The sequence below is a fragment of the Variovorax sp. SG517 genome, from assembly GCF_013376045.1.
GTDB lineage: Bacteria > Pseudomonadota > Gammaproteobacteria > Burkholderiales > Burkholderiaceae_C > Variovorax.
The window spans coordinates 338,872-361,584 of record NZ_JABMJG010000006.1 but is presented as its reverse complement, the minus strand read 5'-3'; the positions used below and the strand labels follow the sequence as shown (position 1 = coordinate 361,584).

The 22,713-nt window shown below is 67.8% G+C and carries 23 protein-coding genes; 9 read left to right on the top strand and 14 right to left on the bottom strand.

What is annotated here, in order from left to right:
• Positions 1-44 precede the first annotated feature (44 nt).
• Positions 45-863 carry an alpha/beta fold hydrolase gene (locus FHT32_RS20330; RefSeq protein WP_176666396.1) on the bottom strand — a complete coding sequence of 273 codons (819 nt, stop codon included), beginning with the start codon at positions 861-863 and terminating at the stop codon, positions 45-47.
• Between the two features lie 10 nt (positions 864-873).
• Complete coding sequence (locus FHT32_RS20325) at positions 874-1,887, bottom strand: tripartite tricarboxylate transporter substrate binding protein (RefSeq protein ID WP_176666395.1); 1,014 nt, start codon at positions 1,885-1,887, stop codon at positions 874-876.
• A gap of 112 nt (positions 1,888-1,999) precedes the next feature.
• Here FHT32_RS20325 and FHT32_RS20320 point away from each other — a divergent pair, with 112 nt between their 5' ends.
• Entirely contained in the window at positions 2,000-2,890 is an 891-nt protein-coding gene (locus FHT32_RS20320; RefSeq protein WP_176666394.1) for a LysR substrate-binding domain-containing protein, read from the top strand.
• A gap of 150 nt (positions 2,891-3,040) precedes the next feature.
• On the opposite strand, the gene FHT32_RS20315 is transcribed toward FHT32_RS20320, so the two are convergent.
• Genes FHT32_RS20315 through FHT32_RS20295 form a run of 5 tightly spaced genes read right to left on the bottom strand, consistent with a single transcriptional unit; the run spans position 3,041 to position 8,728 of the window.
• Positions 3,041-3,976, bottom strand: coding sequence for a LysR family transcriptional regulator (locus FHT32_RS20315; RefSeq protein ID WP_176666393.1), 936 nt, complete (start codon positions 3,974-3,976; stop codon positions 3,041-3,043).
• 53 nt (positions 3,977-4,029) lie between these two features.
• Positions 4,030-5,484 (bottom strand): efflux transporter outer membrane subunit, encoded by a 1,455-nt coding sequence (locus FHT32_RS20310; RefSeq protein ID WP_256099077.1) that lies wholly within the window; start codon positions 5,482-5,484, stop codon positions 4,030-4,032.
• Positions 5,481-6,467 carry an HlyD family secretion protein gene (locus FHT32_RS20305; RefSeq protein WP_176666392.1) on the bottom strand — a complete coding sequence of 329 codons (987 nt, stop codon included), beginning with the start codon at positions 6,465-6,467 and terminating at the stop codon, positions 5,481-5,483. The genes FHT32_RS20310 and FHT32_RS20305 overlap by 4 nt, the downstream gene beginning before the upstream one ends.
• A 27-nt stretch (positions 6,468-6,494) precedes the next feature.
• On the bottom strand, positions 6,495-6,701 hold the full coding sequence (locus tag FHT32_RS20300) for a DUF1656 domain-containing protein (protein ID WP_176666391.1): 207 nt from the start codon (positions 6,699-6,701) through the stop codon (positions 6,495-6,497).
• Entirely contained in the window at positions 6,698-8,728 is a 2,031-nt protein-coding gene (locus FHT32_RS20295; RefSeq protein WP_176666390.1) for an FUSC family protein, read from the bottom strand. Before FHT32_RS20295 ends, FHT32_RS20300 begins: the two co-directional genes overlap by 4 nt.
• Positions 8,729-8,873: 145 nt before the next feature.
• On the opposite strand from FHT32_RS20295, the gene FHT32_RS20290 reads away from it, so the two are divergent.
• Positions 8,874-9,680: a helix-turn-helix domain-containing protein gene (locus FHT32_RS20290; protein WP_256099076.1), complete on the top strand. Its 807-nt coding sequence runs from the start codon at positions 8,874-8,876 to the stop codon at positions 9,678-9,680.
• Between the two features lie 75 nt (positions 9,681-9,755).
• Here the strand turns inward: FHT32_RS20290 and FHT32_RS20285 are convergent, their stop codons facing one another.
• Both FHT32_RS20285 and FHT32_RS20280 read right to left on the bottom strand, forming a co-directional pair.
• Positions 9,756-10,535 carry an SDR family oxidoreductase gene (locus tag FHT32_RS20285; protein WP_176666389.1) on the bottom strand — a complete coding sequence of 260 codons (780 nt, stop codon included), beginning with the start codon at positions 10,533-10,535 and terminating at the stop codon, positions 9,756-9,758.
• Positions 10,532-11,725: a 2-methylaconitate cis-trans isomerase PrpF family protein gene (locus tag FHT32_RS20280; RefSeq protein ID WP_176666388.1), complete on the bottom strand. Its 1,194-nt coding sequence runs from the start codon at positions 11,723-11,725 to the stop codon at positions 10,532-10,534. The genes FHT32_RS20285 and FHT32_RS20280 overlap by 4 nt, the downstream gene beginning before the upstream one ends.
• Positions 11,726-11,912: 187 nt before the next feature.
• On the opposite strand from FHT32_RS20280, the gene FHT32_RS20275 reads away from it, so the two are divergent.
• From FHT32_RS20275 to FHT32_RS20245, 7 genes are all read left to right on the top strand, one after another.
• A complete protein-coding gene (locus FHT32_RS20275; RefSeq protein ID WP_256099075.1) occupies positions 11,913-12,269 on the top strand; it encodes a Zn-ribbon domain-containing OB-fold protein in 357 nt (118 codons plus the stop codon).
• Positions 12,270-12,275: 6 nt separating this feature from the next.
• On the top strand, positions 12,276-13,412 hold the full coding sequence (locus FHT32_RS20270; RefSeq protein WP_176666387.1) for a thiolase family protein: 1,137 nt from the start codon (positions 12,276-12,278) through the stop codon (positions 13,410-13,412).
• An 11-nt stretch (positions 13,413-13,423) separates the two neighbouring features.
• Positions 13,424-14,203: an SDR family NAD(P)-dependent oxidoreductase gene (locus tag FHT32_RS20265; protein ID WP_176666386.1), complete on the top strand. Its 780-nt coding sequence runs from the start codon at positions 13,424-13,426 to the stop codon at positions 14,201-14,203.
• 43 nt (positions 14,204-14,246) lie between these two features.
• Positions 14,247-15,437: a CaiB/BaiF CoA-transferase family protein gene (locus FHT32_RS20260; RefSeq protein ID WP_176666385.1), complete on the top strand. Its 1,191-nt coding sequence runs from the start codon at positions 14,247-14,249 to the stop codon at positions 15,435-15,437.
• Positions 15,438-15,450: 13 nt separating this feature from the next.
• A complete protein-coding gene (locus FHT32_RS20255; RefSeq protein ID WP_176666384.1) occupies positions 15,451-16,227 on the top strand; it encodes an enoyl-CoA hydratase/isomerase family protein in 777 nt (258 codons plus the stop codon).
• 114 nt (positions 16,228-16,341) lie between these two features.
• Positions 16,342-17,325, top strand: coding sequence for a Bug family tripartite tricarboxylate transporter substrate binding protein (locus tag FHT32_RS20250; protein ID WP_176666383.1), 984 nt, complete (start codon positions 16,342-16,344; stop codon positions 17,323-17,325).
• A gap of 120 nt (positions 17,326-17,445) precedes the next feature.
• Positions 17,446-18,393, top strand: a complete 948-nt coding sequence (locus FHT32_RS20245; RefSeq protein ID WP_176666382.1) for an IS481 family transposase — start codon at positions 17,446-17,448, stop codon at positions 18,391-18,393.
• Here the strand turns inward: FHT32_RS20245 and FHT32_RS20240 are convergent.
• The 5 genes from FHT32_RS20240 to FHT32_RS20220 all read right to left on the bottom strand — a co-directional run bounded on the left by FHT32_RS20240 (position 18,390) and on the right by FHT32_RS20220 (position 22,712).
• On the bottom strand, positions 18,390-19,262 hold the full coding sequence (locus FHT32_RS20240; RefSeq protein ID WP_176666381.1) for a LysR substrate-binding domain-containing protein: 873 nt from the start codon (positions 19,260-19,262) through the stop codon (positions 18,390-18,392). The two genes, FHT32_RS20245 and FHT32_RS20240, sit on opposite strands and share 4 nt — an antisense overlap.
• Positions 19,263-19,365: 103 nt before the next feature.
• A complete protein-coding gene (locus FHT32_RS20235; protein ID WP_176666380.1) occupies positions 19,366-20,088 on the bottom strand; it encodes an ABC transporter ATP-binding protein in 723 nt (240 codons plus the stop codon).
• Positions 20,069-20,836: an ABC transporter ATP-binding protein gene (locus FHT32_RS20230; protein ID WP_176666379.1), complete on the bottom strand. Its 768-nt coding sequence runs from the start codon at positions 20,834-20,836 to the stop codon at positions 20,069-20,071. Before FHT32_RS20230 ends, FHT32_RS20235 begins: the two co-directional genes overlap by 20 nt.
• Positions 20,833-21,846, bottom strand: a complete 1,014-nt coding sequence (locus FHT32_RS20225; protein ID WP_176666378.1) for a branched-chain amino acid ABC transporter permease — start codon at positions 21,844-21,846, stop codon at positions 20,833-20,835. Before FHT32_RS20225 ends, FHT32_RS20230 begins: the two co-directional genes overlap by 4 nt.
• Positions 21,843-22,712 carry a branched-chain amino acid ABC transporter permease gene (locus FHT32_RS20220; protein WP_176666377.1) on the bottom strand — a complete coding sequence of 290 codons (870 nt, stop codon included), beginning with the start codon at positions 22,710-22,712 and terminating at the stop codon, positions 21,843-21,845. The genes FHT32_RS20225 and FHT32_RS20220 overlap by 4 nt, the downstream gene beginning before the upstream one ends.
• Position 22,713 lies beyond the last annotated feature (1 nt).

Sequence of the window (22,713 nt, the reverse complement as noted above, 5' to 3'; positions counted from 1 at the left end):
TTCGAGAAGAAGGAATGTGGAAGTGAATGAATGGATGAAGGGGATCAGACAGCGATCTCGCTCAGCAGCATGTCGCTCAGCGGGCCCGGCGCAATGACCATCGCGTCGTGGCCCGTGGCAAGGGTGCGTGTGCGCCACCCCGCGTCCGCACGCACGCGCGCCTTGGTGGGCTCCAGCGTCGCGATCGGCTCGGTGGTGCATTCGATGTAGGTCTTCGGCAGGCCGTTGCCCAATGGCGCCCTCAGCTGCAGCGGCTGCAGGTAGGTGCCCACGGGCTGCGGCGTCATGCGTCGCTGCACCCAGGCCGCATCGGCGGCGTCTTTCACACCGAAGGCGGAAGGCGGCAACGCAGGAGCGGCGCCCACGCCTGCACCGGTTTCGCGGATCGTCTTCAGGCGCTGCTGCACCACGGCCTCGGGGAAGTCCGAGAACAGGCTCTTGCCGGAATCGAGCAGCAGGGCATCCAGGAACACGAGTTGGCGCAGTCGGTCGCGGGCGCGGTCCGCCGCGCCCGAGATCACGATTCCCCCATAGCTGTGGCCCACGAGCACGACGTTCTGCAGCTCCTCGCACTCGAGCAGATTGACGACGTCGGCGATGTGCGTGTCGAGGTTGACCTGCGGCGACAGCAGATGCCGCCGCTCGCCGAGACCCGTGAGCGTGGGGGTATGCACCGCGTGTCCCGCCGCGCGCAGCCGTGCCGCCACGCGCGACCAGCTCCAGCCGCCATGCCAGGCACCGTGCACAAGCACGAAGGCCGGCCTGGACGCTGGATCGGCCGCAATCTCGGCCGCCCGCACAGGCGGCACGAGCGCAGCGGCGGCGCCGGCAAGGCCGGCGGTGAAGACCTGCCTGCGTTGCATCGCACGCCTCCTATTCGGCGCGCGCGCCGGTCAGGCGGATCACGCCGCCCCACATCGCGGTGTCCTCGGCGATCTTGTGCGCGAGGACGCCCGGCGCGCTGCCGGCCGCGAGCCAGCCCTGTTCGAGCAGGCGCTGCTTCACCTCGTTCGTCTGCAGGATGCGCGCGATCTCCTGCGAGAGCCGCTCGGCCAAAGGTGCGGGCAGGTTCACCGGACCGAAGACCGCGTTCCACGAGGCGACGTCGAAGCCTTGCCTGTCGAGCGCCGACTGGATCGGCGGCACGTCGCCCGAGCCGGGGAACGCCGCGGCCGTGCTGACGCCATACAGGCGCAGCCGCCCATTCTTTGCCTGCGGTACGGCGATCGACGGAATCATGAACGAGAGATCGATCTGCTTGCCCATCAGCGCCGTCGCCACCTGCGGAAAGCCGGGGAACGGCACGTGCACGGCGCGGATGCCCGTGTGCGTCTTCAGCAGCTCCATCGCGAGGTGCGAGCCCGAGCCCGGCCCGATGGAGCCGTAGCTGAGCTTGTCGCCCTGCGCCTTGGCGAAATCGAGGAAGCCGCGCAGGTCGGTGGCCGGCATCGCCATGCTTCCGGCCAGCACGAAGGGACTGGTGGCCACGAGCGAGATGGGGCGCAGGTCGCGCGCCACGTCGTAGGGTGTGGAAGGCGTGAGCGCCTTGGCCGTGGTCAGCGGACCGTTGCCCGTGAGGCCGATGGTGTAGCCATCGGTGGCCCGCGCCACGGACGCCACGCCGATGCTGCCCGCGGCGCCGACCTTGTTGTCGACGATGACCGGCTGCCCCAGCGCCTGGCCGAGCGGTTCGGCCACGGCGCGCGCCAGCATGTCCGGCGACGAGCCCGGCGGAAAACCGACGATCAGGCGCAGCGGCTTTTGCGGCCAGGTGCCCGCCGCTGCGCTCGCGGCTGCAGGCACGAGCGAGGCCGGTAGGACCGAGGCGGCGAGCGTGCCGCACAGCAGGCGGCGCCGGCGCGAGAAAAAGTCGGAATCGGTGTGCATGGCTGTCTCCGTCACTTGTTGTTGAACGCATTCTTGGCCCGTCATGCAGCGTGCGACGTGATACTTTATGATCCCTCGCATCACGTTTCGTGATGCCTTGCCCGGGAGTCCTGTGCCCGCATCCACCCCGCCTCGCGCTCCGCGCAGCCATACCGTCGACATCGATCTGCTGCGCGTGCTCGACACCGTGCTGCGCGTGGGCAGCTTCACCACGGCGGCCAAGGCGCTGTCGCGCACGCAGTCGGCGGTGAGCATGCAGCTCAAGCGGCTCGAAGAGCAGCTGGGCGTGCAGCTCGTGGAGCGCGGCACGCGCAAGCTCGCTGCGACGCTGGAGGGCCAGCAGCTGCTGCCGCTCGCGCGCCAGATGCTGAGCCTGAACGATCAGCTCTTTCATGACATCGACGCGCAGGAGGTCTCGGGCAGCATCCGCATCGGCGCCATCGAACACTACGCCACGCGCGTGCTGCCTGCGCTCATCGCGGAGTTCTGCAAGCTCCATCCGCGCATCCACGTCGAGTTGCAGCACGGCGTGTCGGCGCTGATGCACAGGGAACTCGGCGCACGCTACGACCTCGTGATCGGCATCGGACCGGTGGGTTCGGGCGAAGGCCTTCGGCTTTCGAAGTCGCGCGTGGTGTGGGCTTCGACCGCGGGTTCCACCACGCACCTGCAGCGCCCGCTGCCGCTGGCGCTGAACCCCGAGGGAGCGATGCTGCGCGACTGGGCTACGCACGCGCTCGACCAGGCGGGCATTCCATGGCGCATCGCCTACACGAGCACGACGGTCACGGGGCTGGAGGCCGCCGTGCGCGCGGGGATCGCGATCGGCGTCTTCCGGGAGGCCACGATCTCGCAGCGGCTCAAGGTGCTGGGTGCGCGCGAGGGCATGCCCGGGATGCCCGAATGCGAAGTGTGGCTGGCGGCCACTCCGGGTCCGGGGCGCAAGGCGGTCGAGCTGCTGGAGGCGTTCCTGATCCACAAGCTGCGCAGGGCAAGGCGCTGAGCCAGCGGCAGTCGCGAAAAGCCGCGCCGACGATGGGCTCTCTCGTCGTGGCATCGGTCCGCCCGGCAGCGGCCTCCATGCGCCCTGCAGCATCCTCCTCGGCCGAACGCCCCGGGTCGGGGCTCGAATGGGGGAAGCTTTGGTCTACCCTCAAGCAGGCGGCGCAGCTGCAGCGCCTGCCAAGGCCGCAGGGGAAGGCACGCTGTCCCGCATGCGAAGTTCCAGCATCTCGAGCAGCGCACGCAGCGCGGCGCTGTTCTGGCGGCGCTGTGTATAGGCCGCATAGAGCCAGATGTCGCTGGGCATGAAATCCTGGAGAACCGGGACCAGGTGGGCGCCTTCCACGTAGGGCTGCGCAAGCAGGTCGGGAACGCACACCGCGCCGATGTCCGCCAGTGCTGCGCCGATCAACGCACTCGCATCGTTGGCGTCCATGCGTCCCCGGATGGGCACGTTGTACGGCTGGCCGTCCACTTCGAATGCGATCTGTGGAGGCCCTGGCGTGACGGAGTATGCGAGGACATCGTGCTTTCGCATGTCATCAGGCTGTAGCGGGATGCCGCGCCGCGCCCAGTAGCGCGGCGTCGCGCAAAGTGTGAGCCCCATCCGGCGCAGGCGCCGTACGATCAGGTTCTCGTCGCCGATCCGCCCGAAGCGCAAAGCGATGTCGACTCCTTCGTCGACCAGGTCGATCATGCGGTTGCTCAGCTTCAGGTCGAGCTGCACGTCGGGATAGCGGGTGAGGAAATCTCCCAGCAGGCGCGGAAACGCGGTCTGGACCATTCCGTGGGGCGCGGTGATCAGCAGGCGACCGCTGGGGTGCGAGCCACGTGCCTGCAGCTCGCTCGTGGTCTGCTCGATCATCTCCATCAGGGGCGCACATCGCGCCTGCAGCAAGCGGCCTGCATCGGTGAGGGAGACTGAACGCGTCGAGCGGTTGAGCAAGCGGACATTGAAGCGGGACTCCAGTGCTGCAACGTGCTTGCTCACGCTGGCCTTCGAGATACCGAGCCTGCCGGCCGCGCGCGAGAAGCTGCCTTGGAAGGCCACTTCCGCAAAGGTCCTGAGAAGCTCGAATCCGTCCATCTTTCATCCCGTCACTTGCAAAGCGGCCCATTGCAGACGACTGCGCTTCGCCCTCACTGGTGCGGCGCAGCGGAGCCGCTCTCCCATCCGCCACCCAAGGCCATGAATACGCCGACTTGGTACTCTGCCAACCGGGCGTCCGACTCAGCCAGCGCGGCTTCGTGCGAGGCCAGGGTGCGTTGGGCGTCCAGCGCATCGAGCTGGCCGACCTTCCCGTTGATCAGCAGCGCCCGCGCCTGATCGGCCACGGTCAGGCTCTGGTCGCGTGCGGCAGCAAGAGCCGCATGGCGATCGAGTTCGCGGGCGTAGGTGTCCAGCGCGGCTTCGGCTTCGCGCAGCGCATTCAGCACGGTTCCGTCGAATCGCGCGACTGCGCCGCGAGCCGTTGCTTCGGCCTGGGTGATGCGCGCTCGCGCGACACCCGTGTTGGGAAAAGACCAGCTGATCAGCGGCCCCACGCTGTAGCTGAAGGTCTCGCGGTTGGCGAACCGTTCGACAAAGCCGGCGGACGCCGATGAGAGGCCCAGCGTCACCTTGGGATAGAGATCGCCCGTCGCGACACCGATTCGCGCCGTCGCGGAGGCCAGGCTTCGTTCGGCCTGCCGCACGTCGGGGCGCCGGGCAAGCAGCGCAGCGCCGTCGCCCACAGGCAGCAACCCGGCCACGCGTGGAGGCTGCTCGCAATGGCTGAGGGCCTCGGGAAAGTCGCGCGGCGGCGAACCCGTGAGCACGGCGAGCCGGTACAGCGCCTGCTGGCGCCGGGCTTCCAACGGGGGAATCGCGGCACGCAGGGTTTCGAGCTGGGCGCGCGCACGCGCGGCGTCCATGGTTCCGGCCTTGCCCGCGCGCTGCAGCCGCCGCGTCAGCCCGAGAGCGTCCTCCTGCAGGCGCATGGATGCCTGTGCCACGCGCAACTGCAGCCCGGTGGCGCACACCGCGCCATATGCCTGCGCCGTGCCGCCGGCAACGCTCACGCGCACCAAGTCCACCGCGGCGCGCGCGGCGCCGGCATCCGCTTCGGCAGCTTCGATGGCGCGATGCAACTGGCCGAAGAGGTCCAGCTGGTAGGACACGCCCATGCCCATGCTGTAGTTGAGCCGGCTCGGCGGCGCATGGTCGGCTTGCAGCACCGACAAACCCGAGACATGACCGAAGCTCGGACCGCCATTGAGGGTGATCGATGGTTGTTCGCTTCCGTGCGCCTCGGCCTCGCGGGCCATGGCACGCTCGAAGGTGGCCAGGGCTTGCCGCAGATCGGTGTTGTGCGCCAGGGCCCGGGCGATCAGGCCGTCGAGCTGCGGGTCGTCGAAAAGGCGCCACCAGTGCGCGGGCATCGTTGCATCCGATGTGGCCGCGCCGCCGGAGAGGAAGGGGCCGGCCGAAGCGGACTGCGCTGCGGTGAGCGCGGCCGATGCGACGTAGTCGGGGCCGACGGGGCCATGGGCGCAGCCAGCCAGCATCACACATGCGGCGGCGGTTGCAAGAGCAAGGACGCGAGGTGGCTTCATGACCTCGGCTCCTGAACGCGGGCCGCGGCGGCGGTGGAAGCTTCCCGAGCCTCCATCACCTCGACGGAGACAGTCTGCCCGACGATCAGGCGAGCATTGGCCGGCAGCGGGTCGAGCTTCACCCGCACCGGAACGCGCTGGGCGAGCCGCACCCAGTTGAATGTGGGACTCACGCTGGACAGCAGGTTGGCACCGGTGCTGCGGTCGCGGTCGCCGATGCCGGCGGCAATGCTGTCGACCTCGCCTTCGAGCGAGGGCGCGTCCATGGGGGTCACACGCACCCGGTCGCCCAGCCGAATGCGCGACAGCTTGTTTTCCTCGAAGTAGCCCTCGACGTAGATCGAGCCGTCAGCCACGAGTGCCAGTGCGGGGTGGCCTGCGGTCGCATAGGCGCCCTGGCGCAGATCGAGATTGGTGACACGGCCCGCCGCCGGCGCGCGCACTTCGGCGCGTTGCAGGTTCAGGCGCGCCACATCGAGCGCCACCTGCGCTTGGCGCAGGGCCGTTTCAGCCGCCAGCAGCGCACCCCTGGCCTGCTCGACACGCAGGCGCGACTGCTCGCGCACCTCCTGCGCGACAAGGCCCTCCAGTTCGTCGTTGCGGCGGCGCTCGCGCTGCGCCTGGGCCAGCGCGACCCGCTGGTTGTCGATGACGATGCGCTGCGCCGCGACTGCAGCCTCGGCCTGCTGCAGCGCCAGCGTGAAGCGGGCTTCGTCGATCGAGAAGAGCAACTCGCCCGCCATGACGGGCTGGTTGTCGCGCACCGCCACGACGGCCACCATACCGGAAACATCGGGAGCCACCTGGACCACATCGGCCCGCACCCGGCCGTTGCGCGTCCAAGGCGCCAGCTCATAGTGGTCCCAGAGTTGCTGGGCAGCCCAGCAGGCGCCGGCAGCGACGAGCGCGGTCAACAGCATGCGCAAGAAGGATGGAGCCGGGCGCGACAGCCAGGCGGGAAGACGGACGGATTTGGTATTCATGGTCGAGCAGCAGGGCAACGGATCAGTTCAGGAGGAGATGGCGCCGGCCAGCCGGACGAGCGCATAGAGCAACAGGACGTACAGCCCCAGATCGAAGAGCGGTGGATGCCACACCCACCGGTAGACCCCCAGCAGCGCCAGCAGGCGGCGAACCCACCAGGCACAAGCCATCGCGCCCCCGGCGAGCAGGAGCGGGCCGGGAACGTAGATACCGAACAAGCTTGTTTCGATCATGGTTGGAGGTCCGAAGGCGCAGAAGCAAAGAGGTCCCTGCGCAAGCCCACGAGGGCCGAGACAGCGGGCTCGCACGCGGTGCTTGCGAGGCAAAGGGCCAGCAACCGATCGATCTGCGGCAACAGCGCGTCGAGCCGGGACGGCGATGCCTTGGCCTGGAGGAGGAAGGCCCGCTCGAGCGCGGCCAGCAGCTCGCTCACAGGCATTTCGGGCAGCAGGTGGCGATGCTGCTGAAGGAGGCCAATGCTCGCGCCGATGCGAAGTTCGCGCATGGCGAGCCGCGCCGCCTCGCTGCCCTGGTCCGCGGCGCCGCCAGCCGTGCGCGGAACCAGCAGCGCGATGCGGTCCAGCATGCGGCCGGCGAATGCGTCACGCGCCAGCGCGCGTTTCGGGCGCGCTGCCCTCCTGGACATCGTGGAAAGATCGCGCCAGGTGGCCCGGTGGATGCGCCGCGCGCTCCATTCGCTGCTCACGCTGCGCACGATGGCGGTAACGCGTGCGGCAATCAGTGCACCCGCGAAGAGCGCCAGATTGCCCTCGATAAAGCTGACCCAGTCGGCGCTGGCAATGTCGTGCAGGGCCAGCGTGCCGGCCACGCCGAAAAACATGCCCAGTGCCGTGAGGCTGCTTGCCGGACGAGCCAGGTAGCCGCCCACGACCAGGAACAGGGGCGCAATACACAGCACCAGCATGCCGAAGTCATGCGCCAGCGGCATGACGCCAAGGATGTAGAAGGCAGACACCGGCATAGACCACAGCAGGGCGATCAGGAACTTGTGCATGCCCGGCACGGGGTCGTCCATGGTGGCGAAGAAACTGCAGAAGACCGCTGCCGCCATGGCCATCGACGATCCCGCGCGCCAACCGCTGAAGATCCACGCCGTGCATGCAGTGCAGGTGGAAAGCACGACCGTGAATGCGGAGCGCAGCGCCAGGCCCCTGTCCACGTGGAGGACCGAAGGCCGCGAAGCCTCTGCCCGCTTCGGAGGCGACGCATGGCCGACCAGCCCGGCGGCGATGTCGGCGCGAAGCGCGTTGCACCGGCGCCATCGCGCGACCAGCTCGTCGACATGAGCGGCCACGTCGATGCTCAGCGCACGCACCCAGAGCGAATTCCGCCGGTCCACGCCCTCAGCCCGGACAGCGGCGAGGACGCCGTCCAAGGCGGCGGGTGGCGCCTCGGCATCGAGGCAGGCGCTGTCTTGCGCCATGGCCCGCGTGACCGGTTCGGGCACACCGCCTGTCGCATCGCGCAAGGCTGCGAGCCGGTCCTCCAGGGCCGAAAGCGATGGCGCCAGTGCCGCAAGGCCGTCGTGCAGGTCGCCCACGGCATGCCGAGTCCATCGCAGGCCGCCGGTATCGAAAGGCACGTGGGTTGCGAGCAGGCGCAACTGGGTGATGTCGGTGGCGATGCGCCGCCTGTCCTGTGCCAGCCGCTTGCGAACCTCCTCCTCGGCATCAGGGCTCATCAGGTCGCCGGCCCACCGGCGGACATCGCCCAGCGTGCGGTCGATCAGCCCGAGGAGCGAAGGCGCAAGGCTGGTGGGCAAGACGACGCTGTGCACGAGACTCGCGCAGACGATCCCGAGCGCGATCTCCTCGGTTCGGGCGATGGCGGTGTCGAACATCGCCGCAGGCGCGTCCACCAGCGGAAAGCCGATCAGCGCCGCAGAGTAGCCTCCGAGCATGAAGGCATAGGAGCGCGCGCTTCGGTCCATCAGCGACAGGTAGAGGCACGAGCCCACCCACAGCGCCAGCGCGAGCGACAGAAGCACCGGCGACCCGGACAGCGACGGGATCAGCACCACGGTGGCCGCACATCCCAGCACGGTGCCGCACAGGCGGTAGAGCGACTTCGAGCGCACATGGCCCGCCAGAGGATGGGCGACGATGTACGCGGTCATCATGGACCAGAAGGGTCGGGGCAGCCCGAAACGGCTGGACAGGTAAAGCGCGAGCATGGCCGCGAAAAAGCTCTTGAGCGAAAAGAGCCACTCCTGCCTGGAGAAACGAGGCCGCGTGATCATGCGGCGCGCCTGGGGATCGGGTTCGAAGGCGTCGATCCGGCCTGGAACTTGTTGCGAATCATTTGCATGTATCGATGCTAGGTATCCGCACGCGAGGCAGGAATCGTAAACTTGGACAAATGACTTCTCTTTTCGGTCATCCCGGATGAACCGCTCGGTCCGTACGGCGTCTCGCGCCAGTCTCGACCTGGATTACGAGCCGTCAGTCCCTGTCATGGCACATCGCGTGGATGTCGAGGAGCGCGAGCGCGAGGTTCCGATTCACATACATCGTTCCGGCCAGCTGGTCATGGCGCTGCGCGGGGCGGTCTCCTGCGACGTGCCCGGTGCGATGTGGATGGTCCCGCCCCAGGCGGGCGTGTGGATTCCGGGCGGAACGCCGCACAGCAACCACAGCACGGCGAACGCGGTGATCTTCTATCTGTTCGTTGCGCGCGATGCCGCGCCCTTGCCTGCCAGCTGCTGCACATTGCGCATCAGCCCGCTGCTCGGCGAGATGATCCAGTACCTGGCGGAACAACCGCCCTCCTATGAGCCCGGCGGTCCGACCGATCGGCTCGCCCATGTGCTGCTGGACCAGCTCTGCGCCATGCCGAAGGAGGAAGTCTCCTTGCCCATGCCCGAGGATGCGCGGCTGCGAAAGGTGTCGCGCGCCATGATGCGCGACCCGTCCGACCGCCGTACGCAGAAGGATTGGGCCCACCAGCTCGGCATGAGCGAGCGTACGCTGAACAGGCTGTGCACAGCCTCGACCGGCCTGAGCTTCGGACGCTGGCGGCGCCAGCTGCACATGATGGTCGCGTTGCGGGAACTGTCCGGGGGAGCGACCGTGCAGCAGGTCGCCTACGACCTCGGCTATGAGTCGCCCTCGGCCTTCATCACGATGTTCAAGAAGGCGTTCGGCAAGCCTCCCGCCACGTACATCAATGACCGGCTGATGGCCGGAGGATGAGAGTCGCCGGAGCGCCCCATCGGCCGGCATCACGCCGTGCCGGCATGAACGCAGCCGAAGTTCCGCCTCCGGACTTCACCGGTAGGGGCGCGCGTGGGTCACGCCGCCATCCACCACCAGGGTGGCACCCATCACGTAGTCTCCCGCCCGCGAGGCCAGGAATATGGCGGCGCCTGCGATGTCGTCCGGCGTGCCGATGCGACGGGCGGGAATGTGCTCCGACAGCGCCTCCCCATGGTCGCGGGCATTGCGGTTCATCTCGGAGGGGAATGCCCCTGGCGCAATGGCGCTGACCGCGATGTTGTCCTGCGCCAGGCGCATCGCCATGCGCCGCGTCAGGTGAACCAGTCCTGCCTTGCTCGCCACGTAGGAGTAGTTCTCCTGCGGGTTGAGTCCGATGCCGTCAGTGGAAGCGATGTTGATGATCTTCCCGACCCGCGCCTTGGCCGCGGCGCGCAGTGGTCCAGCGAGCGCCTTCGTCAGAAAGAAAGGCGTCTTCAGGTTCAGGTCGACCACCTTGTCCCAGCCGCTCTCCGGAAAAGCATCGAAGTCTTCTCCCCATGCAGCCCCTGCGTTGTTGACCAGGATGTCCAGCATCGATTCATGGCGGGCGTAGGCGTCGGCCATCGCCTGGCAGCCCGCGACCGTGGACACGTCGTGCGGCAGCGATACGCAGTAGCCCGCGCTCGCGAGCTCCCGCGCGGCCAGGTCGCAGGCCTCGGCTTTTCGCGCGCTGATGTAGACACGTGCGCCGTGCGCCAGGAACCCCTCGGCGATCATGCGGCCGATGCCTCGCGAGCCACCTGTGATGAGCGCTGTGCGGTCCTGCAGCGAGAAAAGATCCTGGGCACTCATGGCGACGTCACCGCCGTACTCGCACACATGGACGTGCCTTCTTTTGCGGGCACCTCGAGGCGCGATCGCCGCACATAGGCCGTTCCGTCGAACAGGCGCCGCGCCGTGCGCGTGAAGTGCACCTCGCGCACCGTCCATTCGTTCTCGCCCGCACGCTCGACATTCGCGAAGATCTTGAGCACCCCGCTCGGATGGCCGATGCGGATGCGCGTCGGGCCCGCATGCGTGCCCCGCGCTTCAGACGGAACGGTTCCTGCGATCTGCGCTGCGACCGAGAGGCACACCGAGCCCCCGCCAGGGAACGCCTTGTGCATGGCGCCACCGTTGAGCACCATGCGCGCGACGAAGTCGATCTCCGATGACTGCACGACGCGGTCGCCGGCGATGGTCCGGTAGTCCTGCGCTTCGCTGATCAGGATCTGGTACGGCGTCAGGATCCCGGACGACGGAAGATTGCAGCGTTCGACGACCCAGCGCCTCACCTCCTCGGCCATCTCGTAGATCTCGGGGCCGAGCTGGCCCGGTAGTTCCGTGCCAGTGATGCCAAGGTCCGCCGCGCGGATGAACACGCACGCCGTGCCGACGTCGACCACCGACACCGGTATTTCACGGCCGAGCTTCGACACGTGGACCCAATCGCGCGCCTGCCCCGTGGGCAGCAGCTTGCCGGTCGTGGAGCCGCTGGTGTCGGAGTAGTCCAGTGCCACCTCTGCACCGGTGCCGGGCACGCCATCCACTTCGCTATCGCCCTCCACGCGCGGCTCGCCGTCGGCGCATTGCACGGCCATCCGGAGGATCTTTCCGGTGTTCGTGTTGTGGACCCGAACGGTGGTGACGGGTTCCTGTACCGGAACCAGCCTCTCCTGCAACGCATAGACCCCGGTGGCCGACGAAATGTTGCCGCAGACGATCTCGAAGCTGACCGTGGGCTGGTCGATGCCGATCTGCACGAAGGTGTAGTCGATGTCCGCGTCCGGGCGCGAAGGCGGCCCGATGATGGCGCACTTGCTCGTCAGGATATCGGCGCCGCCGAGACCGTCGATCTGGCGCACGTCGGGGCTGCCGAACAGAGCAAGAAGAAATCGGAGACGCGCTTGTGGGTCGGTGGGCACGTCGTGCTGCGAGAGAAAAACAGCCTTGCTGGTGCCACCGCGCATCAAGGTGACCGGTACGCGAATTTGTTCTTTCATCGGCTCAGTATGCAGATCGCGCTGGCCGCTGTCCTTTCAGTTCTGCTGGCCATTGTTTAGCTGGACTGCATGCGTCGAATCGTTAAGCGCCGCTAAAGAGCGCCTAGCAGAAATCCAATGACCGAGGGGACCTGGATCTCGATACTTTCCTTCGCTGTGGCGAGCTCCACACGAACAGGAGACACCTTTGAAGATCATCAAGCGAACGGAATCCCCCTTCCGTGAAACCCCCGGCGGCATGGTGCTCGTCGCGACCCGCGTGGCCGGCCAGCCAGCCCAGTTCCCACCCATCGAATTCACCCACGACGACCAGACGGTTGAAGACATCGAGCTCGGGCCCATCGGCTCTCTCTACAGCTTCACGGTCGTTCACCCGGGCAAGGACAAGCAGCCCTATGGCCTTGCCATGGTCGACTTCGAACCTGGCGTGCGCGCGTTCGGCCGGCTGCTGTACAGCGCCGAGCCGCCAGCCCTCGGTGCCCGCCTGCGGGTGGTGCCCTTCGCGTTGCCTGACGGCACGCCCGACTATGCATTCCAGGAGTGACGCGCCATGAAGCAACCACTGATCACCGGCGTCGGCATCACTGACTTCGGCCGCTTCCCCGAATTGACCGAAGAGGCGATGGCCCAGGCGGCCATCCTCGACGCACTGGCCGATGCCGGCACGCAGCTCGGCGAGGTGCAGGCGTTCTACTGCGGCAACGCGCTCGGTGCCATGCTGCCCGGGCAGCGTGCATTGCGTGAACTGCATGCCGGCGGCGGCGCGGTCTACAACGTGGACAACGCCTGCTCCAGCGGAGCCACCGCGCTGAATCTCGCGCTGCAGGCGCTCAAGGTCGGCCAGTACGACACCGTGGTGGTGTTCGGCATGGACCACCTGAGCAGCCTCGGCGGCGGCCCGCTGCAGCTCAGCCAGAAGGACTGGAACAACAGGCGCGGGATGATCATGCCCGCCCTGTACGCCATGCGTGCCAGGCGCTACATGCACGATCACGGCCTCGCGCTGGAGACGCTGGCGGACATCTCCGTCAAGAACCGCAAGCACGGGGCCTTGAACCCGATCGCCAAGTTCGCCAAGCTGGCGAGCCGCGAGGAGGTGCTGGCGTCGCGCCCGGTGGCCGAGCCGCTCACGCTGCTGCAGTGCTGCCCCGCCGTGGTGGACGGGGCCGCGGCCCTCGTGCTCAGCACCAGGCCCTCCAGGGGCGCCGCCAAGCCTGTGCGTGTGCTGGCATCCGTGGTGCAGTCGGGCTTGTTCGAGACCGCGCCGGTCGACATGACCGAGGCCGAGATCACCGCGCGTGCCGCCCGGCTGGCCTATGAGCAGGCCGGCATCGGGCCCGAGGACCTCAGCCTGTTGGAGGTGCACGACGCGTTCACCATTTCCGAGCTGCTCTATTACGAAGCCCTCGGCCTCTGCCAGCGCGGCGATGCGGCGAGCCTGCTGCAAAGCGGCGCGACCGCCCTGGGTGGCCGCGTGCCGGTCAACCCCAGCGGCGGACTGATCGCCAAGGGTCACCCGCCGGGTGCGACCGGCGTCGCGCAGGTCGTGGAGGTCTGCGAACAGCTGCAAGGCCGTGCCGGCGCGCGGCAGGTGCAGGGCGCGCGCATCGGCCTCACGCAGGTCACGGGCGGCGGCATCTGGGGCGTCGATCACGCCGCCTGCTCGATCAACATTCTTTCGCTCTGATGGCACTCCCCATGAACCAGACAAGCACCATCGCGCCCGCCTCGCTGCAGGGCCTCGTCGCCGTCGTGACCGGCGGCGCCAAGGGCATCGGCCTGGGCATCGCCCGCGAGCTTGCACAGGAGGGCTGCCGCATTGCGCTGTGGGACTTCGACGACGCCGCGCTGAACGAAGCCGAGCGGACGTTGTCGAGCGAAGGTGCCGACGTGACCACCTTCAAGGTCGACGTCAGCTCCGTGGAGCATGTGGAGGCGGCGGTGGCCCGGCTGCTGGCATCGCACGAACGCATCGACATCCTGGTCAACAACGCAGGCATCGGCGGCGACAAGCTGGTCTCCAAGATGGATCTCGCGTTCTGGAGCCGCGTCATCGAGATCAACCTGACTTCGCAGTTCATCTGCGCCAAGGCGGTCCTGGCGCAGATGGCGCAGAACCGGTTCGGGCGCATCATCAACATCGGCTCTCGCGCATGGCTGGGCAACCGTGGCCAGGCGGCGTACTCGGCCTCCAAGGGCGCCGTGGTGAGCCTGACCCGCTCGCTGGCGCTCGAATATGCGCGCAAGGGCATCACCGTCAACGCCGTCGCGCCGGGCATCGTGGAGACGCCGCTGTTCGCGACGCTCACCGAAGAAGTGCGCCAGAGCCTCCACAAGACCGTGCCGATGGAGCGCATCGGCCAGCCGCAGGACATCGCCAAAGCGGTGCGGTTCTTCGCGGAACCCGGCTCGAGCTACGTCACCGGCCAGCTCCTGTACGTCTGCGGCGGCCGCAGCCTCGGCAGCCCCTCGGTATAGAGCCGGATCGCGCCGACAGAAATCGAACAAGGCTGAAGATCACATGCTCGCGAATGCATTGACCGGTTTGAAAGTGATCGACTTCACGCAGGTGATGGCCGGGCCGACCTGCACGTTGTGCCTGGCCGACCTCGGCGCCGACGTGGTGAAGGTCGAGACGCCCACGGGCGATCTCTCGCGGGCCCTTTCGCCATGGGTCAACGGCGAAGGCGTCGCCTTCCTGGCGCTGAACCGCAACAAGCGCGGCATCGTGCTCGACCTGAAGCAGCCGTCGCACCGGCAGGCCGCGCAGGAGCTGATCGCGCAGGCCGATGTGCTGGTCGAGAGCTTCCGTCCCGGCGTCATGGCGCGGTTCGGGCTCGACTACGCCACGGTGTCCGCGGACAACCCGCGGCTCATCTACTGCTCGGTCTCGGCATACGGCCAGCATGGCGCCAGCAGGGATCTGCCCGGCGTGGACGGTGTGCTGCAGGCCGTGAGCGGCCTGATGAGTGTCACCGGGGCGCCCGATGGAGAGCCTTGCAAGGTGCCGGTGCCGGTCGTCGACCTGGTCACCGGCTCGCTGGCGGCCATCTCGGTGCTGGCCGCCCTTCAGGAGCGGCAACGCACGGGCCTCGGCCAGCACGTCGAGGCCAGCATGTTCGCCAGCGCCATCGCACTCCAGCACGTGAGTTTCGCGTCCTACTTCGCGGACGGCATCGTGCCCGGACCGCAGGGCAACGCGGCGCCCTATTCGACGCCCAACGAGGCCCTGCGATGCGCCGACGGGTGGATCATGGTCGCGGCCTATCACCCTGCCCGATGGCAGGCGCTGTGTGCCGCCATCGGCGCACCGGAACTCGCCTGCGATCCGCGCTTCGCAGAGAACAAGAGCCGGCTGCAGCATCGCCAGGCGCTGCTGCGCCTGCTGGAAGCTCGCATGCTCGCGCATCCGCGCGCCTTCTGGCTGGAGAAGTTCACGGCGGTGGACATCATCTGCGGCCCCATCAACGACTATGCCGAGGTGGCGCAGTCGGCCCCCTTCGTCGAGGCGGCGCTCGCGGAAAGCGTGCAGCATCCTGTCGCCGGCACCTTGACGCTGACGCGCAGCGTGCTCGGCGCAGTGGGCGAGCGGCCGCGTGCGCGACGCGCCGCCCCCACGCTCGGCGAGCACACCCGCGAGGTGCTGGCCGCGCTGGGCATGCCAGCCGGCGCCATCGACTCGGTGGCCGCAGCCAGCCCTTCCCAGACCTGAAGAACGGAAAACCATGCCCATCGTCTACACAGTCCAGGATGGCGTCGCCATCGTCACCCTGAATCGGCCCGAGGCCATGAACTCCATCGACCCGGAGTCCAACGAGCAGCTGCTCGGCATCTGGGACCGGGTCTGCAACGACGAGGACGTTCGCGTGCTCGTCCTCACCGGTGCGGGCGAGCGTGCCTTCTGCACGGGGGCGGACCTCAAGAAGACGATGCCGTCGGGCGATGGCGTCGCGCGTGAAGTCTTTCGCGGCGGCAACCGGCACTTCAACTTCGGCACGCTGCACACCGACAAGCCCATCGTCGCGGCGATCAACGGCTACGCCCTCGGCGGCGGACTCGAGCTGGCCCTGCTGGCGGACATCCGCATCTGTTCGGACAACGCCCAGTTCGGCCTGCCGGAGGTGCGCGTCGGCAGCATCCCGGGGGCGGGCGGCACGCAGCGTCTGATCCGCGCGGTAGGCCAGTCCGATGCCATGTGGATGCTGCTGACGGGTGAACGCATCGATGCCGCCGAAGCGCTGCGCATCGGTCTGGTCAGCAAGGTGGTACCGCTTTCGGCATTGCAGGAAACGGCCATCGGGCTCGCGCGCAAGATGGCCGCCAATGCGCCGCTGGCGATGACGGCCGCCAAGCGCCTCGCGATGAACGGGCGCGAGCTGCCCCTGGCCGGCGGGCTCGCGCTGGAACGCCAGGCGTTCGGGCTGCTCAGGGACAGCGAGGACCGGTTGGAGGGGCGCCGCGCCTTTGCCGAGAAGCGCGCTCCGGTATTCCGTGGTCGCTGAGTTCCTCGAACGGAGGACGACGGCGTCGACGAAGACGCCGCCTCCGGTCCGCCCGCCCTGCCCTGCACTGCCTGCATCCGGACAACCGATCCGACCTTCCTCCTGGAGCATCTCGTGAAGACACTGTCTGCTTCCTGGCGCTGCAGCCTCGCACTCGCCATCGCCGCCTTCGTCGGCGCACCGCCGGCCATCGCCCAGCAAGCCAGCCGGCCACCAGTCAGGATCCTTGTGGGCTTCTCGCCAGGCGGCACCCTCGACGTGGTGACGCGTGCGCTCGCGGACCAGTTGCACGACCCGCTCCACCGCACGGTCGTGGTGGAGAACAAGCCGGGCGCCGGCGGAAGGATCGCGATCGACGCGATGCGCGCCGCACCGGCCGACGGCAGCGTGGCCATGTTGTGCCCCGACTTCCTCACGTCGATCTACCCCTTCGTCTTCAACAAGCTCAACTACGACCCGCAGCGCGACATCCTCCCGGTGTCGACCGTCGTCGAGTTCGCGATGGCTCTCGCCGTGCCGTCGTCTTCACCGGTGAAGTCCTTCGGCGAATACGCCCAGTGGGTGCGCGCGCATCCCCAGAACGCCAACTTCGGCCATGCGGCATCGGGCGGGCCTACGCATTTCCTGGGGCTGCAGATCGGCAAGATCATTGGAGCGCCGCTGCAGGACGTTCCTTTCCAGGGCGCGGCCCCGATGATCGTGAACCTTGCCGGCGCCAACATCGCAGCGGGCACTTCCACGGTCGGCGACTTCGCGCAGCACCACGAGGCCGGCAAGCTGCGCGTGCTTGCCGTCACCTCGTCCCAACGCTCCGCGCTCCTGCCGAACGTGCCGACCTTCGCCGAGCTCGGCCGCAAGGAACTCACCACGGTTGGCGTGCTGGCCATCTGCCTGGCACCCGGGACGCCCGCACCCGTCGTCGCTGAATGGAGCGACGCCGTGCGAAAGGCGGTTGCGACGGAGCAGTTCGCGAAGAAGGTCGGCGCGCTCGGTTTCGTGAACGCGGGAAGCTCACCCACCGATGCACGCGCCAGGTTCGCAGAGATGCGCGCATTCTGGGAGCCCGTGGTCAAGGCCTCGGGCTTCAAGGCCGACTAGCAGGCCCCCGGGGCACGACTAGCTGTGAAGCTTCAATAGGTTGTATCCGGTGTTCATCCGGATTGGGTTTGAGAGACTGGAAGTCGCCAAACACCCAATCCACTCAGGACGCCCAACCGGATGAACACCCATAAGCATGCCCGACTTACCTTCGCCCGCCGACTCGAGATGGTCAAACAGATGACCTTGGATGGCCTGGATGCGGCCCAGGCCGCTGCTGCCCAAGGCGTGACAGCGCAAACCGCCCGCAAGTGGCTGGGCCGGTATCTCTCAGGCGGCCAAGCCGCCCTGGCCGATGCGTCCTCCAGGCCGGCGCGCTCACCCAGGGCTATCGACGAGTCCAAGGCCCTGCTCATCGTCGAGCTACGCAAACGCCGCATGCTGCAGTCGCGCATTGCGCGCTACGTAGGCGTCTCAGCGTCCACCGTGAGCCGGGTATTGGCCCGTGCGGGCCTGTCCCGGCTCAGCGACCTCGCGCCTGCCGAGCCCGTGGTTCGCTACGAGCACGACGCGCCCGGAGACATGCTGCACATCGACACCAAGAAGCTTGGGCGCATCGTTCGGCCCAGCCACCGCGTCACAGGCAATCGGCGCGACTCGGTCGATGGAGCGGGATGGGAGACGCTGTTCGTGGCCATCGACGACCACGCACGCATCGCCTTCACGGCCATGCATCCCGACGAGAAGAAGCAAGAGGCAGTCGACTTCCTGCACAACGCCGTGGCGTACTACGCCGGACTCGGTGTAAGTGTCAAACGCCTGCTGACCGACAACGGCTCGGCGTTCCGTTCGAGGGAGTTCGCTGCTGCCTGCAAGGCCTTGGGCGTGCAGCACAAGTTCACCAGGCCGTACCGGCCACAGACCAACGGCAAGGCCGAGCGGTTTATCCAGTCGGCGCTGCGCGAGTGGGCCTACGGCTGGACGTACCAGAACTCAGCTGAGCGAACCGATGCCCTCGCATACTGGCAGCACCACTACAACTGGCATCGCCCGCACAGCGGCATCGGCCGCATCGCACCCATATCCAGGCTCAAATCTGCAAACAACCTCTTGACGCTTCACAACTAGCGGACCGACCGGATCCACTCCCTGAACAGCCGCACCGGGGCGGTAGCCGCCTTCATCGGGTCGCAGACGAGGTAGTAGCCGAGTTCCGTCCGTGCCATGTGGTCGACAGCGACCACCAGGCGGCCGGTTCGAAGGTCGTCTTCCACGTAGGCACGCTGGGCCATCGCGATGCCCAGGCCATTGGCGGCGGCCTGATAGCACAACGCGGCATTCGCCAGCGTGATGCCGCGCGAACGGGCGGGATCCGCAAGGCCGGCGGAGCCGAACCAGAGCGGCCACGCTTGCGGCCGCATCATGGAGTGCAGCAGGTTGGCCTGCAGCAGGTCGCGAGGTGTCTGCAACGGCCCCGCCTGGCCCGGTGCGCAGACCGGGACGAACTCGTCATCGAAGAGATGGTCCAGCTCGACGTCGGCCCACTCGCCCATGCCATGGCGGATGGCGCAATCTGCGCCTTCGAGCCGCATGTCGTCGGCCATGGCGATCGTTGCGATCTCCAGTGCGATGTCGGGGTGCTCTGCGTAGAAGCCATGCAGGCGCGGAACAAGCCAGCGGATGGCCAGGCTCGGTGTCACCTTGAGGCGCAGCCTTCTTTCACTCCGATGCTCGGCCAGGTCGCCGAGTGCGTCCTGCAGGCGGTCGAAGGCATCGCAGACGCGGTGGGCAAGCCTTTCGCCCGCCGCCGTGAACCCGATCTCGCGGCCGGACCGCTGGAACAGCTGCACGCCCAGCCCGGCCTCGAGCTGCTTGATCTGCTGACTCACGGCCCCGGGCGTGACGTGAAGCAGCTGGGCTGCCCGCGAGACTCCCTTGGCCCGGTACACCGCATCGAAAGCCCGCAGCGGGCTCAGGAGAGCGCGAAGGTTCTGCATGGCGGATCGGACCCGTGCCGCATTCAGCCGCCGCTGCCGACGAGGGCGCGAGCCGGCGCCGGCACGCGCAGCCACGATAGCGATCGCGCAGCAGGCATCCGCTTCAGCATTTCTGGATCCCGATGGTGCGGTTCAGGAGTTCCTCGTCCTCGCCCAGCGCGGCTGCCGAACCGGCATAAGCGGCGACGCCGCGCTCCAGCACGATGACGTTCGTCGAGAAGTCGAGAACGACGTCCACGTGCTGTTCCACGAGGATGCATCCGACGCCGAGCTTGTCGCTCATGCGGACGATGGCGTCCATCAGCTCCTCGCGCACCATTGGGGCCAGGCCCTCCAGTGGCTCGTCGAGCAGCAGGATGCGCGGCTGCCCGACGAGCGCCCGCGCCACGGACAGCATCTGCTGCTCGCCGCCCGACAGCTGGGTGCCGCCATTGCGCCGCCGCTCCTTCAATCGCGGGAACAGTTCATAGACCGCAGGAAGCGCCACGGCCGCCGAGCGCCCCTGGAGGCCCGACAGCAGGTTCTCCTCCACCGTGAGCGAGGGGAAGATGTCGCGGCTCTGCGGCACGTAGCCGAGGCCGGCGCGAGCGCGTGCGAAGGTGCTGGCGCCGCTGATGTCCTTGCCGCCGAAATGGACGCGCCCCTTCATCAGATCGGCCAGGCCCGTCGCGGTCGCCAGCGTCGTCGTCTTGCCGGCGCCGTTGCGCCCGATCAGCCCCAGGCGCTCGCCTTCGCGCACGCTGAAGCTCAGATGCTCGACCACGGGCACGCCGGCGTAGCCGGTCGTGACGTCGTCGAACCGAAGTTCAATGGGGGTGCTGGGCATGGTGGCCGTCCCGTCCGAAGTAGATTTGCTTGACTTGTTCGTTGGCCGCGACTTCCTGCGGCGACCCCTCCACCATCACCGCGCCGGCAACCAGGACGATGATGTGCGAGGCGAAGCGGAACACCAGGTCCATGTCGTGCTCGATGAGCAGCACCGACAGGTCCTTCGGAAGACTCTCGATGGCACTCATGATGCGGCCGCCTTCCCCCTGCGGCACGCCGGCGCCGGGCTCGTCCAGCAGCAGCACCTCGGGTTTCATGGCGAGCGCGAGCGCGATCTCCGCAAGCCGCTGCTCGCCGAGCGCCAGACGCCCCACCACCCGATCCGCAAAGGGGTTCAGGCCCAGCATGCCGAGGGTCTCGTGGACCTCGTCGTGCACGCGCGCGGAACGCGCCGGCGAAGGCCACCACTGCATGGAGGCGCGCAGCCGCTGAAGCACCGCGACCTTGACGTTGTCCGCCACGGTCAAGTCCTTGAACAGGCGGCTGATCTGGAACGTGCGCACGATGCCGCTGCGCACGCTTGCGTACTGCGGCAACTGCACGATCGAGCGGCCGTCGAGCTGGATGTCGCCGGACTTCGGGCGAATCGCTCCGCTGAGCAGGTTGACCAGCGTGGTCTTGCCGGCACCGTTCGGCCCGATCAGCGCCGTGCGGGCGCCCTGCGGGAGCGACAGCGTGACGTTCTGCGTGACGGCCAGGCCGCCGAAGGAGTGGCACAGGTTGCGGGTTTGCAGCCGGGGAGTCATCGGGTTCCTCCTTTGCCGCCCAGACGCCTGGCGCACGCCGCGGCCCGGTCCAGGAGTCCGACCAGGCCTTCGGGCAGGACGATGAGCACGAAGATCAGCATCGAACCGATCACGAAGAGCCAGTGGTACGGATTCAACGTCGATGCGATGTGGTGGATGGTCATGTAGGCGACGGTGCCGAGCACCGCACCCGACAGGCGACGCGTGCCGCCCAGGACGATCATGACCACGACACCCGCGGACGTCGTGAAGTCCAGCATGAAGAGATTGGCCACCTTGCTGGTCTGTGCGGTCAATGCGCCAGCCAGGCCCGCCACGACGCCGCCGATGGTGTAGACGGCCAGCAGGTGCAGGTACACGCGCCCGCCCAGCGCCTGGACGCGGCCCGGGTCCTGTCGGATCGCCCTGGCCGTCAGGCCGAAGGGCGACTCGACCAGGTTGCGCACGAGGAAGTACACCAGTACCAGCGCGCCCAGCGCGTAGAAGTAGCCGGTGTGGCCCATGAAGTTGAACTCCCAGATGCCGAACAGCGGGGCGACCTCGAAGCCGGCAAGTCCGTCGTCGCCGCCGGTGAGCCATCGGGCCCAGTTGGCGAGCTCGAGCAGCAACTGCGCCACGGCGATGGTGAGCATGACCAGCGTGAGCTTGGTCGAGCGCAGCATCACGGCACCGCTGAGCAGCGCGATCAGCCCTCCGCCCAGGCCGCCGAGCAGCAGTCCGACGACCGGATCGGCCGTCAGGTACAGCGCGGTCCAGCCCGCGACGTAGGCACCGGTGCCGTACAGCGCGGCCTGGCCCAGGGTCGCGATGCCCGCCTGCCCGAGGACGAGGCTCAGCGACAGCGCGAAGATGGACATCGTTGCCATGTTGGTCAGCAACCCGAGGTCCTGCGGGAACAGCACGAAGGCCAGCAGCCCGGCCAGCGTCAGGACGATCTCGGCGCGCAAGTGCTTCCACGGGTGAGCGCGGGACGCCGCAGCCATCGCCATGGGCGGAATCACTGCGCTCATGCCTGCCTCCCGAACAGCCCCTGGGGCCGGAACAGCAGGACGACGATCATCGTCAGGAAGAAGGCAGCCGATGCCAACTGGGGAACCATGTATTTCATCGAGGTCTCCACGATGCCGAGCAGCAATGCTGCGAAGAAAGAGCCAAACAGATTTCCGTTTCCTCCCACGGCCACGACGGCCAGGAGGATCACCAGGTACTTGGAGGCGTAGGTCGGCTCCATCGGCAGCATCTCGGCACCGGCGATGCCGCCCAGCGCCGCGAGCGCGGCACCGATCGCGAAGGTGGCTGCGTAGATCTTCGTCGTGTCGATGCCGATGGCCCGGGCGATGGGCGCGTTGTCGACGGCAGCGCGCACTCGGATGCCGAAGGACGACCGGTCCACGGCGAGCCACAGGACGACGACCACCAGCAGCCCGCAGGCGACGACGATGAGCCGGTGCCGGGGAATGGAGCGAAAGCCCAGGTCCACCGAGCCGCTGAATGCCTCGGGAAGCGCGACGGAGGTCACCGACGATCCGAACATCAGGTTGACCGCCGCGGTCGCGACGAACATCAGCCCTATCGTCACCAGCATCTGGTCGAGATCGTCGCGGCGGTAGAAGCGGCGCAGCAGGGTGCGCTCGAAGATCACCGCCAGGAGGGCCACGATGGCGATCGCCAGCACGAAGCCCAGCCCGATGGGCACGCCCAGGCGCTGAGGAATGCTCGCCGCAAGAAAGCCGCCGAGCATCGCGAAGGCGCCATGGGCCAGGTTCACCACACGCATCAGGCCCATCGTCATCGACAGGCCCACGGTGATCATGAACAGGATCATGGCGTACGTCACGCCGTCGATCAGGATGCTGCTGAGAAGCGCGAAAGACATG